This is a genomic window from Micromonospora sp. NPDC049107, from assembly GCF_040648595.1.
Lineage (GTDB): Bacteria > Actinomycetota > Actinomycetes > Mycobacteriales > Micromonosporaceae > Micromonospora.
The window spans coordinates 19,674-34,122 of record NZ_JBEZEC010000018.1 but is presented as its reverse complement, the minus strand read 5'-3'; the positions used below and the strand labels follow the sequence as shown (position 1 = coordinate 34,122).

At 73.4% G+C, this 14,449-nt stretch carries 13 protein-coding genes; 12 read left to right on the top strand and 1 reads right to left on the bottom strand.

Annotated features, from left to right (window positions below; genetic code table 11):
* Positions 1-180: 180 nt before the first annotated feature.
* From AB0B55_RS31535 to AB0B55_RS31480, 12 genes are all read left to right on the top strand, one after another.
* Positions 181-2,148, top strand: a complete 1,968-nt coding sequence (locus AB0B55_RS31535) for a hypothetical protein (protein WP_357133472.1) — start codon at positions 181-183, stop codon at positions 2,146-2,148.
* Between the two features lie 95 nt (positions 2,149-2,243).
* Entirely contained in the window at positions 2,244-2,795 is a 552-nt protein-coding gene (locus AB0B55_RS31530; RefSeq protein WP_355053064.1) for an acyltransferase, read from the top strand.
* Complete coding sequence (locus tag AB0B55_RS31525) at positions 2,788-4,386, top strand: lipopolysaccharide biosynthesis protein (RefSeq protein ID WP_357133469.1); 1,599 nt, start codon at positions 2,788-2,790, stop codon at positions 4,384-4,386. Before AB0B55_RS31530 ends, AB0B55_RS31525 begins: the two co-directional genes overlap by 8 nt.
* Positions 4,387-4,506: 120 nt before the next feature.
* Positions 4,507-5,751 (top strand): O-antigen ligase family protein, encoded by a 1,245-nt coding sequence (locus AB0B55_RS31520; protein ID WP_357133525.1) that lies wholly within the window; start codon positions 4,507-4,509, stop codon positions 5,749-5,751.
* Entirely contained in the window at positions 5,748-7,355 is a 1,608-nt protein-coding gene (locus AB0B55_RS31515) for a lipopolysaccharide biosynthesis protein (RefSeq protein ID WP_357175746.1), read from the top strand. Before AB0B55_RS31520 ends, AB0B55_RS31515 begins: the two co-directional genes overlap by 4 nt.
* A gap of 8 nt (positions 7,356-7,363) precedes the next feature.
* Complete coding sequence (locus AB0B55_RS31510) at positions 7,364-8,266, top strand: sulfotransferase domain-containing protein (protein ID WP_357133523.1); 903 nt, start codon at positions 7,364-7,366, stop codon at positions 8,264-8,266.
* Positions 8,263-9,525 carry a hypothetical protein gene (locus tag AB0B55_RS31505; RefSeq protein WP_357133465.1) on the top strand — a complete coding sequence of 421 codons (1,263 nt, stop codon included), beginning with the start codon at positions 8,263-8,265 and terminating at the stop codon, positions 9,523-9,525. The genes AB0B55_RS31510 and AB0B55_RS31505 overlap by 4 nt, the downstream gene beginning before the upstream one ends.
* 215 nt (positions 9,526-9,740) lie before the next feature.
* Positions 9,741-10,217, top strand: a complete 477-nt coding sequence (locus AB0B55_RS31500; RefSeq protein WP_357133463.1) for a UDP-N-acetylglucosamine--LPS N-acetylglucosamine transferase — start codon at positions 9,741-9,743, stop codon at positions 10,215-10,217.
* 92 nt (positions 10,218-10,309) lie between these two features.
* The gene (locus AB0B55_RS31495) at positions 10,310-10,876 is read left to right on the top strand and encodes a glycosyltransferase (protein WP_357133521.1); all 567 of its coding nucleotides are present in this window, start codon (positions 10,310-10,312) and stop codon (positions 10,874-10,876) included.
* A complete protein-coding gene (locus AB0B55_RS31490; RefSeq protein WP_357175743.1) occupies positions 10,873-11,793 on the top strand; it encodes a glycosyltransferase family 2 protein in 921 nt (306 codons plus the stop codon). Before AB0B55_RS31495 ends, AB0B55_RS31490 begins: the two co-directional genes overlap by 4 nt.
* A gap of 102 nt (positions 11,794-11,895) precedes the next feature.
* A complete protein-coding gene (gene aroC, locus AB0B55_RS31485) occupies positions 11,896-13,074 on the top strand; it encodes a chorismate synthase (protein ID WP_357133458.1) in 1,179 nt (392 codons plus the stop codon).
* Positions 13,074-13,577, top strand: a complete 504-nt coding sequence (locus AB0B55_RS31480) for a shikimate kinase (protein ID WP_357133456.1) — start codon at positions 13,074-13,076, stop codon at positions 13,575-13,577. The genes aroC and AB0B55_RS31480 overlap by 1 nt, the downstream gene beginning before the upstream one ends.
* 134 nt (positions 13,578-13,711) lie before the next feature.
* Here the strand turns inward: AB0B55_RS31480 and AB0B55_RS31475 are convergent, their stop codons facing one another.
* Positions 13,712-14,440, bottom strand: coding sequence for an alpha/beta hydrolase (locus AB0B55_RS31475; protein WP_357175740.1), 729 nt, complete (start codon positions 14,438-14,440; stop codon positions 13,712-13,714).
* Positions 14,441-14,449 lie beyond the last annotated feature (9 nt).

Below are 14,449 nucleotides of genomic sequence, written 5' to 3'. Positions count from 1 at the left end.
TGTGAACACAGCCGCCGTTCATCGGAGATTCACCAGCTGATCTTCCGGCGTTCTGTCGGCTAGCAGATTCACGCACCGCCCAATCGGCGGATGCGCCTACCAGGCTGGGCGAGGCACGCTACCTCGGGTTCTCATCCATCTTGGAGGCGTAGCGTGCCCACACTCTCGCACTCATGGCGTTTGTCAGGACGACGTCGTACCCGGGCGGGGGTGGTCGCGCTGGCGGTCCTCGCCGCGGTGCTCAGCGCCCCCACGGCCTCCTCGGCGGCGGTGGTGCCGGTCCCCGGGACCGCGACCCTGGTGTCCGCGAATCCCACCGACCTCACCCCGCACGCCCGCGACGGTGAGACCCGCGCCTTCGCGCAGGTCGGCAACACCGTGTTCGTCGGCGGCAGCTTCACCCAGCTTCGGCAGACCGCCACGTCCGCGTGGATCACCCAGCGTTACCTCTTCGCGTACGACCGCACCACGGGCGCGATGTCCACCAGCTTCCTGCCGGTGCTCGACGGCGCGGTCAACACGCTGCTGGCGGGGCCCGGCGGCACGCTGATCGTCGGCGGCGCCTTCAAGAACGTCAACGGGGTCTCCCGCAAGAACCTGGTCGCGTTGAACCCGAGCACCGGCGAGATCATCGACAGTTGGGTGGGCCGCTCCGACGGCGGCACCGTCCGGGATCTGGCGCTGTCGGGCAACTGGCTCTACGTGGCCGGCGCGTTCAACTGGCTCAACGGCACCGCACACGCCGGTCTCGGCCGGCTGAACGCGACCACCGGGGCGATCGACCCGACCTTCTCCGTCGACGCCACCGTCGGACGGCACGGCACCACCTCGTACGTCTGGACCATCGACGTCACTCCGGACGGCAACACCCTGGCCGTCGGCGGCAACTTCACACTCCTCAACGATCTGCCGCGTAACCAGATCGCGCTCGTCGACGTGTCCGGCACTCCGGCGGTGCTGGACTGGAGCAGCGAGAAGTACGTCGCGCCGTGCGCCGCCCCGACGACCTTCGTGCACTACGTGCAGGACATCAAGTTCGGCGAGGACGGCACCTGGTTCGTGGTCGGCAGCAACGGCGGCACCGGCTGGCCGAGCGCGTACTGCGACGCGCTGGTCCGGTTCGAGACCGCAGCCCGGGGCACCGGCCAGCTGGGCACCTGGGTCGACTTCACCGGCAACGACACCATCACCTCGGTCGAGGTGGCCGACAACGTCATCTACCTGGGCGGGCACTTCCGCTGGTTGAACAACCCGAACGCCAGCGACAACGCCGGCCCCGGCGCGATCGACCGGCTCGGTATCGGCGCGGTCACCCCGGCCACGGGTCTGCCGGTGAACTGGAACCCGCGGCGCAGCGGCAGCGCCTCGATGCCGTCCGGCACCACCGCCTGGGGTTCGGCGGTGCCGGTGCTCTGGCGCGGCTCGGACGGTCTCTACTTCGGCCACAACTCGGACGGCATGGGCGAGGAGTACCACGGGCGGCTCGGCATGTTCCCGCTCGCCGGCGGTCGCACCTTCACGGCGAAGAACCCGCCGAGTGGCAGCAGTGGCAACCTCTACCTGGGCACCGGCGCGGGTGAGGTGTCGAAGGTGCCGTTCGACGGCGTGACGCTGGGTACCGCCACCACCGTCAGTCAGCCGGCCTACACCGCGTCCGGCGCCACCTGGCGGGTCGACGACCGGATCTACTGGTCGCACACGGTGGCGGGTACGCCCACCGGCAGCCGGATCGACGTCTCGCTGTTCAACGGCGGCGCGATCGGTTCGTCGTGGGAGGCGTCCGGCTACAACGACTGGTTCAACCCGGCGAACCTCACCGGCGCCTTCTACCTCGACGGCCGGCTCTACTACACCCGTACCGGCGCCAACAGCCTCTACTACCGCTACTTCGAGATCGACGGCAGCTACCTCGGCGCGACCGAGTTTGCGCTGCCGACGAGTGGTGTCACCTGGTCGGGCGTGCGTGGCATGGCCTGGGTGGACGGTCGGATCGTCTACGGTGCCACAGACGGCGGGTTGCGCAGCGTCCCGTTCGACCCGACGGCCGCGCCGACCGCGGTGGTCAACGGCACGGCGACGACGCTCATCGCCGCAGCGACGCCGGAGTTGTCGTGGTCTGTCCCCTCAATGTTCTTCTCCGTGCAGTGATGGTCGACCGTTCGTAACGGAGGATCGGTAGATTGTTCACGTCGGGTCGGCGGCGGTACCACCGCCGCCGGCCCCGCGATGTGGGGGAGGGGTCGTTGGTCGGCGGCGCTGGATTCCGCGCGAAACGCGCGGTCCACCTGGTCTTCGCGCTCAAACGTGCCTGGTACGGGTTGCGCTATCGGCGGCTGACCCTCGGCCGGGACGTGCAGATCCGCGGCCGGATCCGGCTGCGTCGGGGCGTACGGGTCACCATCGGCGACCGCACCCGCATCAACAAGCTGGTCCGCTTCGCCGGCCCCGGCGAGGTACGGGTGGGCGCCGACTGTCTGCTCAACGCCACCTGGATCGGCACCTGGACGTCGGTGACGGTCGGCGACAGGTGCCTGTTGTCCGACTGCGAGCTGCTCGACAACGACTTCCACAACCTGCCGCCCGACCAACGGCACGCGCCGCCCGGCCCGGCCACCCGCGCGCCGATCGTGCTGGAGGACAACGTCTGGGTCGGCGCGCACGCCCTGGTGCTCAAGGGGGTCCGGGTCGGCCGGGACAGCGTCGTGGGCGCGGCCTCGGTGGTGCGCACCGACGTGCCACCGGGCGTCGTCGTCGTGGGCAATCCTCAACAGACGGTGAAGAAGTTCCATGACTGATGCCACGCCCGCCCCCTGGCCACCCGACTCGTCGAGCTCCGGCGGCGCCCGCGTGGTGACGCTCTCCGACCTGGTGCGGGTGCCGATGCACCGGCTGCGGCTGGTGGTCGCGGTCGCCCTGGTCGGCCTGCTCGCCGCCCTCGGCTACGTGCTGCTGGTCCCGGCGGCGGTGACCGCCCGAGCGGTCGTGGCGGTCCGACCGGTGGTCACCGACGCCTTCACGCCCAGCGGCGCGGGCGCCGACCGCGCCGTCAACATGAACGTGGAGAGTGGCCTCGCCACCGGCACCGAGGTGGTTCAGCGGCTCGCCGACGCCGTCGGTGGCGAGCCGCGCGACGTCCGCAACGCCCTGGAGGTCGAGGTGCCGACCGGCGGGCAGATCCTGCGCTTCACCTACCAGACGCACGACGCGCAGCGGGCCGTGCAGGGCGCCAACCTCGCCGCGCGGTCCTACCTCGACGTGCGGCGGGCCATGTACGAGCAGCAGCGCGCCGAGATGCTGCGCTCCTACGACGCGAGCATCGCCAAGGTCGTCGCGCAGCAGACGGCGGTGCAGAAGCGCGCGAGCAGCGCCAAAGGCACCGCCGCCGGTGACGCGGCGCTGGCCGAGCTGTCCGGCCTCAACAACCAGCTCACCCAGCTCAACACGGCCCGCACCGAGATCGCCGCGGTCGACGTCAACCCCGGCTGGGTCACCCAGACCGCCGAGCGGGCGCTGGTGACCTCCGCCGGGCACCGGCCGCTCTACCTGGTCGCCGGCCTGCTCGGCGGCGCGCTGATCGGCGTCGTGCTGGCGTACGCGTGGGAGTCGGCGGACCGGCGGGTCCGCTCGGTCACCGACGGCCGGGACGCCACCGGCCTGCCGCTGCTCGGCACGGTACGTCGGCCGCCGTTTCGGGGTAGTCCCCGGGCGGTCGACGCGGACATCCGCTACGTGGCGATGGCGGTCGCCGAGCGGGTACGCCAGCCGGCCCGGGTCGCGCTGGTCACCTCCCGCGAGGACGTCACGGCGCTCACCGCCGGGCTGGCCGTGGCGCTTGCCGCCGACGGTCGGGAGGTCTTCGTCGCCGACGACAGCGGCCGCGTCGAGCGCCTGCGTGCCGCCGTCCTCGCCGACCGGGGGCGGCTGCCCCTCGACCCGTCCCGCCCGCTGGTGCCCAAGCCGCGTCCGGCCGGCACGCCGACGGCCAGCGGTGCTCCCGCCGATACGCCGGCGACTCGGCGGCCCTCCCCGCACCCGCCCGGCAGCCGCCCGTCCACCGACCCGGACGCGACGCTCACCCTGCCCCGGGTGGCGTCCGCCCGGACCGACAACGGCCGTCCGGCGTCGGCGGACGAGGTGACCGTGGGGGTGGGCAGCGTCCGCTTCGGCACCTGGCGGCAGGGCGCCGACCACGGGCTGGTGCTGTTCAACGCGCCACCGGCCGAGTCCGACGAGCGCGGCGTCGCGGTCGCCCGACAGGGCAGCGCGGTGGTGGTCATCGAGCGGGACCGTAGCCGCCAGAGCGACCTGCGGCGGCTCGTGGAGCGGCTGCGCGCCGCCGGGGTCACCCCGCTGGGCTTCGTCCTCACCCGCAACGGCCGGGCCTGATCGGTGTCGGTCACCCGCGCCCCGGCGACCGAGCCGCCACCCGGTGACACGCCGGCCGCCGCCGCAGTGACGCCGCCGACACCGCCACCCGCGCGGCTGCCGCTCTGGCCCCTGGCGTCGATGTTCGGCCTCGTGCCGCTCTGGTGGGCGCTCGGCGCGTTCTACCTGGGCTGGTCGCTGCTGGGCGGGCTGCTGCTGGCGGTGCTGCTCACCCGGGGCCGGGTGCCGCTGCCCCCGGTGGCCGGCATCTGGCTGCTGTTCCTGGCGATCGTGGTCGTCAGCGCCACCCAACTGTCCTCACCGGCGTCGCTGCTGACGTTCGCCCTGCGCCTCGCCTTCTACCTGACCGCGCTGGTGGTCGGCGTCTACGTCTACGCCGCCGCCCGGGAACGTGCCGACCTGGTGGCGGTGCTCACCCCGCTCTGCGCGTTCTGGTTCGCGCTGGTGGTGCTGGGCTGGCTCGGGGTGCTCGTGCCCCGGTTCGCGCTGGCCACCCCGATGGAGGTGCTGCTGCCCGCCGGCGTCGCCCGCACGCCGTTCATCCAGGACATGGTGCACCTGACCACCGCGGAATACAGCCCCCGCTCGCTCAACCCGATCTACCGGCCCGCCGCGCCGTTCGCGTACACCAACAACTACGGCAGCGCGTACGCGATGACGTTGCCCTGCGTGGTGGCGTACACCATGTTGCGCCGTCGCGGGCTGCTGCGGTGGGCGCTGCTGGCGTCGTTGCCGCTGTCGCTGGCCCCCGCGTTCCTCACCCTGAACCGGGCGATGTTCCTGAGCCTCGGCGCGGGGCTCGCCGTGCTCGGAGTGCGGGCCAGCCTGCGGGGCAACATCCGCGTCGCCGCGTCCATCGTCGGCGTGGTCGTGACCGGAGCTGTGGCCACGCTCTTCATCCCCATCACCGAGTTGATCAACAACCGGGTCGACTCCAGCGACACCAACACCGACCGGTTGTCGCTCTACACGGAGGTGATCCGCCGCGTGCAGGACTCGCCGTGGCTGGGCTACGGCGCTCCGGTGAACGTGGACACCGTCTCCGCCGACGCGCCGATCGGCACGCAGGGGCAACTGTGGATGGTGCTGTTCAGTCACGGCGTACCGGCGCTGCTCTGTTTCCTGGGCTGGTTCGTGGCCGCCGCGGTGGTCTGCGCGCGGGCGACGTCGGCGGCCGGTCAGTGGTTGGCCGTCGTGCCGGTGGTCTGCCTCGTGCAGATCCCGTTCTACGGCATGGCCAACCAGAACCTGACTGTCGCGTTCTTCGCGGTCGGCTTCGCCATGGCGCTCACCGAACGCGAACGCGCGCCCCGCCCGCACCGATGGCACCCGCCGCTCGTCTCCACCACGGCGGTGCCGGCATGACCGCCGCCACCCGACCGCCGGCCGACGCCGGCCGGGACGGCCCGCAGCGCGCCGCCGCGGACACCGGCGCGGTCGAGACGCGCCGCAGCGCCCGCAGCGGGGTGGCCGGGTTGCTCGGCGCGGCCGTGAGCGGCCTGTTCGGGTTCGTGCTGGCCGTGGTGATCACCCGGGGGTACGGAACAGCCGGCGCGGGTGCGTTCTTCGCCGCGATCGGCGTGGTCACCGTGGCCACCGCGGTCTGCACGCTCGGCGCGGAGACCGGCCTCATGTGGGCGGTGCCCCGGCGGCGGCTCGGCGTCCGGGGTGACGCGGCCCGGGTGCTGCCGGTGGCGCTGATCCCACCGCTGCTGGCCGGGTTGGTCGTCGCCGTCGCGGGAGCGCTGAGCGCCGACGCGCTCGCCCCCCGCCTGCTGCGCGGCTCGGGCGACGCGGCGCACGGGTTGCTGACGCTGACCTTCGCCGCCGTGCCGGTGGTGGTGGCGATGACCCTGCTGCTGGCCGCGTTGCGCTGCGTCCGGCCCATCCGCGCGTACGTCGGCGTCCAGTTCCTCCTGCTGCCGGTGGCCCGCCCCGCGCTGGTCGGCGCCGCCGCGCTGGCGAGCGGCGGGCTGCTCGCCGGCATGACCGGCTGGCTGGTGCCGGCGGCGCTGGCGTTGCTGGCCTGCCTGGTGCTGGTGGCCGGGCCGCTCGGGTTGGGACGGGGCGCGGCGCTACGGCCGACCAGGTCCGACTGGTCGACGTTCTGGCGCTTCGCCCTGCCCCGGGCCGCCTCGGCGGCCATCGACGCGGGCAGCATGTGGGTGGGGGTGCTGCTGACGTCGGTGCTGGCCGGACCGGCCGACGCGGGCGTGTTCGGCGCGGTGGGCCGCTACGTGCTGGCCGGTCAGCTCGCCATGCAGGGACTGCGGGTCGCGGTGTCGCCGCAGCTGTCCCGGCTGCTCGGGCGCGGCGAGCGGGCCGCCGCGGCGGCCGTGCACCGGCAGTTGACCATCTGGGGGCTGGTGCTGTCCTGGCCGGTGTACCTGCTGCTGGCGGTGTTCGCGCTCGCGTTCCTGCAGTTGTTCGGCCGGGAGTTCACCGCCGGCGTGCCGGCGATGACGGTGTTGGCGCTGGCGATGTTGGTGAACACCGGCGTCGGCAACGTGCAGAGCCTGCTGCTGATGGGCGGACGCAGCGGCCTGCACCTGGTCTCCACGCTGGCCGGGCTCACCGTGACCGTCTCGCTCGGACTCTGGCTGATCCCCGGTCACGGCGCGACGGGCGCGGCGCTGGCGTGGGCCGCCGGCATCGCCACCGAGAACCTCACCGCGGCCGGCTTCGCCCGGTCGGTGGTCGGCGAACCGCTTGTCAGCAGGGCGACGCTGTACGCCGCGGCGGCCACCGTCGGTGGGGTGGGCGTCGCGGCGGCGGTCGGCGTGCTCGCCGCGGGGCGTGGCCTGTCCGGCCTGGCGGTGGCGCTCGCCGTGCTGGTGGCCGGCTGCGTCGGCTTGTTGACGTTGCCCCGGGTGCGCGCCGGCATCCGGGTGACCATGAGGCAGATCCGTGGGTCCGACGAGGCGGCCACGGCCGCCGGGCCGGCCCCGGCATCGACGAGAGGTAGGTGAGGGCCGTCGTGGCGTCCATCCGTGACCGGGTCAAGCAGTTGGTGCCGACCCAGGTGACCACCCGGGTGAAGGATTCCCTGGTCGACTACGGGGTGCGCACCAGTGACCGGCGACCCCTGCCGGACTTCTTGATCATCGGCACCAAACGGGGTGGCACCACCTCGCTGTGGAACTACCTCATCCAGCATCCGCTGGTGCCCCGGCTCTTCCCCGCGTGGAACACCAAGTCGGCGCACTACTTCGAGGAGCACTGGGGTCGCGGCGAGGCGTGGTACCGCTCGCACTTTCCGACCGAACGGCATCGCGAGGCCCTCGCGAAGCGGCACGGCGGGCCGGTCCGCGTCGGCGAGGCCGCGCCGCTGTACATGTTCCACCCGCTCGCCGCGCAGCGGGTCGCCGCGCTCATGCCGACCGTGAAGCTGATCGTGCTGCTGCGTGATCCGGTCGAGCGGGCGTACTCGCACTGGAAGGAGCGTCGTACGCACGGCATCGAGCCGCTGGACTTCGCGGAGGCGCTGGCTGCCGAGCCGGAGCGTACGGCGGGGGAGCGGGAGCGGCTCATCGCCGAGCCGGAGGCGTTCAGCGAGGCGTACGACTGGTACACGTACCGGGCGCGCGGGCGTTACCTGGAGCACCTGGAGCCGTGGCTGGACCGCTTCGACCCGGCCCAGATCCTCTTCCTGCCCAGCGAGGACCTGTACCGCGACTCCCGGGCCACCTACCGACGCACCCTCGACTTCCTCGGGCTGCCCGCGTACGACCTGCCGAACTTCAAGGTCTACAACGACCGGCGCTCGGCCCCGCTGGAGCCGGCGGTCCGCGCCGAGCTGACCGACTACTACCGCCCGTACAACGACGCGCTGCGCGAGCGGCTCGGGTTGGACCTCGACTGGGCGGACCGGGCGGCGTGACGACCGGGGTCACCCCGGCCACGGACCCCCGTTCGCGGACGGACGGGCTGGGCTGGGTGAGCCGTGCGGTGTTCCCGGACGACCGGGTCCACCTGACGGTGGGCGGCGCGGTGCCGGCCGGGCAGCGGGCGGTCGCCCGGTACGCCGTGGTGCCGTCGGTGGCGCGGGCGCGGTTCTTGGTGCCGCTGGGCGCGCCCCGGGCCGGCGCGGCGTCGCTGCTGGCGTACAACGCCTTGCGGCCGCCGAAGGTGCGCGCGTTCCGGGCGGCGCTCGGTGGGCTGGCCCGACTGGGCGGGGCGGGCCTGGCGCTGTTTCCGACGCTGACCGTGTCGGTGCCGGTGGGGGCGCCCGTGGCCGACCTGGTGCTGAGCGAGCGGCTCGCGGCCGCGTTGGGCGGTGCGCCCCTGCTGGCCGCGTGCGGCGTTCGTCCGCCGGACCCGAACGCGAAGCCCACGCTGCAACTGTTCACCGTCGACGGTCGTCCCCGCGGCTACGCGAAGATCGGCTGGAACGACGCCACCCGTGCCCTGGTCACCGCCGAGGCCGCCGCGCTGCGGGCGCTGAGCGGCGTGGCCGGTGTGCCCGACCATCCGGCGCCGCCCGGGCTGCTCGCCGAGACGGCGTGGGCCGGTCAGGCCGTCGCGGTGATCGAGCCGCTGCCGCCGGACGTACGTGGAGTGCCGGCCGACGACCCGCCGCGGATCGCGGCGTTGCTCGCGGTCGCCCGGCGGGGCGGCGAGCCCGGTGTGCCGCGCCCGTTGGTCTCGTCGACGTTCCAGGCTCGACTGGCCGCCCAGGCGGAGCGGGCCGCCGGGGCCGGGTCCGCCGGGGCGCGGGCGGTGGCGGCGGTCGCCGCGCTGACCCGCCGGCACGGCGACACGACCGTCGAATTCGGTCACTGGCACGGCGACTGGGTGCCGTGGAACCTGGGCACGCACGACGGCCGCCTGGTCGCCTGGGACTGGGAGCACAGTGGTCCGGACGTGCCGGTCGGCTTCGACCTGGCGCACGACGCGTTCCAGCGGTCGCTGGTGCTGCGCGGCGAGCCGGCCCAGGTGGCCGCCGCAGCCGTGGACGCGTACCTGGGGCGACACGGCGGGCGGCTCGGCCTCGACGCGGCGCGGTGCGCTCTGGTGGCCGACGCGTACCTGCTGGAGATGTGGCTGCGTACGTGGCGACTCGCCGACGCCGGCGCCGGGTGGAACCCGGCGCTGCATCCCGCACTGTTGGACGTCATTGAGAAACGACATAGCGAGTGAACAGGAGAATTCCCGACGCCGGGGACGCGTCAGAGAGTGACCGCATAACGGCAGGTCGTGACGGTGGTCGATGGGGTGTGAGGTCGACAGTGGGCCTGAGCACGCCGAAGGGAGATCGTCGCCTCGTCCGGTCGCGCTATTCAACGACCAGAAAACCTGTGATCTGCTTCTGCCTTGCGTGAATCGGAATTCCAAGCGAACTTGTGGGGAGTCGCGTGGACACGAACATCGACGACGAGTCGCCGGTGCTGCTGCTGGTCGGATCCAGCGGCGGTCACCTGGCCCAACTTCTCGCTCTGCGGCCCTGGTACGAACGGTGGCGGCGCTGCTGGGTCACCTTCGACACCCCGGAGGCGGTGTCGCTGCTGACCGGTGAGGACCTGGTGCCCGCGTACCACCCGACCACCCGCAACGTACCCAACCTGCTGCGCAACGCGCGGCTGGCCTGGCGGGTGCTGCGGCGTCGGCGGGTCGCCGCGGTGGTCACCACCGGCGCGGGGGTGGCCGTGCCGTTCGTGGTGCTGGCCCGCCTGCGTCGCATCCCGACCGTCTACATCGAGGTGTACGACCGGATCGACACCCCGACGCTGACCGCTCGGCTCTGCCGCCCGTTCCTGTCCGCGATGCTCGTGCAGTGGGACGAGCAGCGGCGGCAGTACCCGGAGGCAACCGTCGTGGGGACGCTGCTGTGAGCGGGGAGGCGGACACCGCGCGCCGCGACGCCGTCACCGAGCCGTCCCGGCTGCCGCGTCAGCGCGACACCACACCCGTCGAGCAGCCCCGGCTGCTCGTCGCGGTCGGCACCGACAAGCACCCCTTCGACCGGCTCGTCGACTGGCTGGCGCAGTGGCACGCGCAGGCCGGTCCGGTCGGGCTGACCGTGCAGCACGGGCACACGGCCGCGCCGACCCTCCCCGGCGCGGTGCCGTTCCTCGGCCACGACGCCCTGCAACAGGCGATGGCCGACGCCGACCTGGTGGTGTGTCACGGCGGCCCGGCGACGATCCTGGAGGCTCGCCGGCACGGTCACCTGCCCATCGTGGTGCCCCGGGACCCGTCGCGCGGCGAGCACGTCGACGACCACCAGCAGCTCTTCGCGCGCCGCCTCGGCGCAGCGGGGCTGGTGGCGCTCTGCGAGACCCGCGAGGAGCTGCACGACGCGCTCACCGCCGGCCAGGCCGACCCGTCCCGGTACGCGGTGCAGGCCGACCCGGCCGCGCACGAGGCCCGTCTCGCGGCGGTGGCACGGGTCGGGCAGATCGTGGACGACCTGGTGGCCCGGTCGAGCCGGCGCCGACCCCGCTGGCGGACCTGGCCGCGCACCGGCCAGCCGACGAAGGAGACCCGATGACCGACCAGCCGAGCGTCAGCGTCGTGGTACCCACCCGGGACCGCCCCGAACTGCTGCGCGCCGCCCTGGCCGCGATCATCGCCCAGGAATATCCGGGCACGATCGAGGCCGTGGTCGTGTTCGACCAGTCCACCCCGGACGAGTCGCTGACCGGCCTGGCCGGTCCGGGCCGGGCGGTCCGGGTGATCGCGAACGGGCGCGCGCCCGGACTGGCCGGCGCGCGCAACAGCGGCACCCTCGCCGCCGTGGGCGAGCTGGTCGCGTTCTGCGACGACGACGACGAGTGGCTGCCCGGCAAACTGGCCGCCCAGGTGCAGGCGTTGACCGCCGACCCGAGCGCCGAGTTCGTCTGCTGTGGCATCCGGGTCAGCTACGACGGGCACACCGTCGACCGGGTGCTCGACAAGGACCGGATCACCCTGGACGACCTCCTGCGGGACCGGCTGACGGAGCTGCACCCGTCCACCTTCCTGATCCGGGCGACGGCGCTGCGCGACGGCTTCGGTCTGGTCGACGAGGAGATCCCGGGCAGCTACGCGGAGGATTACGAGTTCCTGCTGCGCGCCGCCCGCAGCGCTCCACTGATCAACCTGCGGACGCCGTCGGTGCTGGTGCGGTGGCACAAGCGGTCGTACTTCGCGCAGCGCTGGGACACCATCTCCGAGGCGTTGCAGTGGCTGCTGCGGCGTTACCCGGAGTTCGCCGGGCAACCGGCCGGCGAGGCCCGGGTCACCGGGCAGATCGCCTTCGCGCGGGCCGCCTCCGGCGACCGGCGCGGGGCCGTGCGCTGGGCCCGGCACACGCTGCGCCGCAATCCTCGCGAGCCCCGCGCCTACCTGGCGCTGGCGGTCGCCGGCCGGATGGTCCGGGCCGACTCGGTGCTGCGCACGCTGCACAAGCGCGGTCGGGGCATCTGATCCGTCGTGCGAAGCCGCCCTGCGGACGGTCCGGCCGTCCGCAGGGCGGGACGCGACGGGCAGCGCGACGTGCCCGTCGCGCGTCGTGACAGACTGACCGCTGTGTTGCGCTGGTTGACTGCAGGTGAATCGCACGGCCCCGCCCTCGTCGCGCTGCTGGAGGGGGTGCCGGCCGGCATCGAGGTGAGCACCGCCGAGATCGCGGGCGAGCTGGCCCGCCGCCGGCTGGGCTATGGCCGTGGCGCCCGGATGTCGTTCGAGCAGGACGAGGTCGAGGTGATCGGCGGACTGCGGCACGGCCTCACGCTGGGCAGCCCGGTGGCGATCCGGGTCGGCAACTCCGAGTGGCCCAAGTGGCAGACGGTGATGGCCGCCGATCCCGTCGATCCCGACGAGCTGGCCCGGCAGGCCCGCAACGCGCCACTGACCCGCCCCCGGCCCGGCCACGCCGACCTGGCCGGCATGCAGAAGTACGGCCACACCGACGCGCGGCCGATCCTGGAGCGCGCCAGCGCCCGGGAGACCGCCGCCCGGGTGGCCGTCGGCACGGTCGCCAAGGCGTTGATCCGGCAGGCGCTCGGCATCGAGATCGTCTCGCACGTGGTCGAGTTGGGTCCGGTGGCCGCGAAGCCCGGGCTGCGTCCGACCCCGCAGGACGCCGACCGCATCGACGCCGACCCGCTGCGCTGCCTCGACCCGGACGCCAGCGCCCTGATGGTCGCCGAGGTCGACGCCGCGAAGAAGGCCGCCGACACGCTCGGCGGCGTGGTGGAGGTGCTGGCGTACGGGGTGCCGCCGGGCCTGGGCAGTCACGTGCAGTGGGACCGCAAGCTCGACGCCCGACTGGCCACCGCGCTGATGTCCATCCAGGCGATCAAGGGCGTCGAGATCGGCGACGGGTGGCAGCAGGCACGCTCCCGTGGCTCCGAGGCGCACGACGAGATCATTCCGTCGGCCACCGGCGTCCGCCGCGTCACCGACCGGGCCGGCGGGCTGGAGGGTGGCATCACCACCGGCGAGCCGCTGCGGGTGCGCGCCGCCATGAAGCCGATCTCGTCGCTCAACCGGGCGCTGGCCACCGTGGATGTCGTCACCGGCGAGCCGGCGACCGCCATCAACCAGCGCTCCGACGTCTGCGCCGTGCCCGCCGCCGCGGTCGTCGCCGAGGCGATGGTGGCCCTGGTGCTGGCCGAGGCGGCCACCGAGAAGTTCGGTGGCGACTCGGTCGCCGAGATCCGCCGCAACGTGACCGGCTACCTCGACGCGCTGGTCATCCGCTGATGGCGCCGGTCGTCGTCCTGGTCGGGGTGCCCGGCTGCGGCAAGACCACCGTGGGGCAGGCGCTCGCCGCCTCCCTCGGCGTGGAGTTCCGGGACACCGACGCCGACATCGAACAGATGGCCGGCAAGAACATCCCGGAGATCTTCATCGACGAGGGCGAGGAGCACTTCCGGGCCCTGGAAAGGGCGGCCGTGGCGGCGGCGCTGGCGTCCGGCACGGGTGTGCTCGCCCTGGGTGGCGGCGCCGTCCTGGCCGAGGAGACCCGGGCCGCCCTGGTGGGGCATCGGGTCGTCCACCTGTCGGTGGAGCTGCCCGACGCGGTGAAGCGGGTGGGGCTCGGCGCGGGCCGGCCGCTGCTGGCGATCAACCCGCGAGCCACCCTCAAGCACCTCATGGACCAGCGCAAGCCGCTCTACGCCGAGGTGGCGACCGACACGGTGGTCACCGACGGCCGTACCCCGGCGGCCGTCGTCGCCGAGGTCGCCGCCCTGCTGCCACGCTGACCCCGCCCCGCCCCGCCCCGCCCCGCCCCGGCCCGCCCCCGCCCCGCCCCGCCGCGCGATCTTGCAGTTGCTGCGCCGACGTACCGGGGCATTTCCGGTATCTCGACAACCGCAACCGCAAGACCGGCGCGTGGTCAGGCTCGGGCGACCAGGTCGAGCACGTCGGCCAGCGCCTTCGGCTCGCTGAGCATCGGCCAGTGCCCGGTGGGCAGCTCGTGCAGCTGGCCGTCGGCCAGACCGGTGAAGAACGGGTGCTCCTCGTCGATCATCTGGCGTACCACGGCCAGCGGGAAGGTGCTCGCGACCAGCGCGGTCGGCACCGGGCGGCCACCCGTGCGGCGTACCGGATCGGTGGCCGTCCGCAGGGGCTGTGCGGTGGCGCGCTCACGCAGGAGGGACAGCATCGACTCGTCCAGGCCGGCCAGGTTTGTCGGGTCTGCCGCCGGGTCCCAGGCCGGCGGTGGCAGCAGGTGGCCGTCGCCGATCGCCGCGCGCAGCCGCTGCTGTTCCTGCGGCGGCACGGTGTCGAACTGTGCGGTGCCGTCCGGCAGCGGTCCACTCTCCACGTAGACCACCCGGGCGATCCGGTCCGGGATCCGTTCCGCCGCCTGGGCGACCGGCATGCCGCCGCCCGAGTGCCCGACCAGCAGCACGTCGTGCAGATCCTCGACCTCGATCAACCGGACGATGTCGGTGGTGTGCGTCTCCAGGCTCACCTGCGGCCCGGCGAGGTGGTGGCGCTCGGCCACCCCGGTCAACGTCATCGGGTGCACGTCGTGCCCCCGCGCACGCAGCAGGCCGGTCACCTCGCGCCACGCCCAGGCACCCAACCAGAACCCCGGCACCAGTACGAACGTCGCCATCCGTCACTC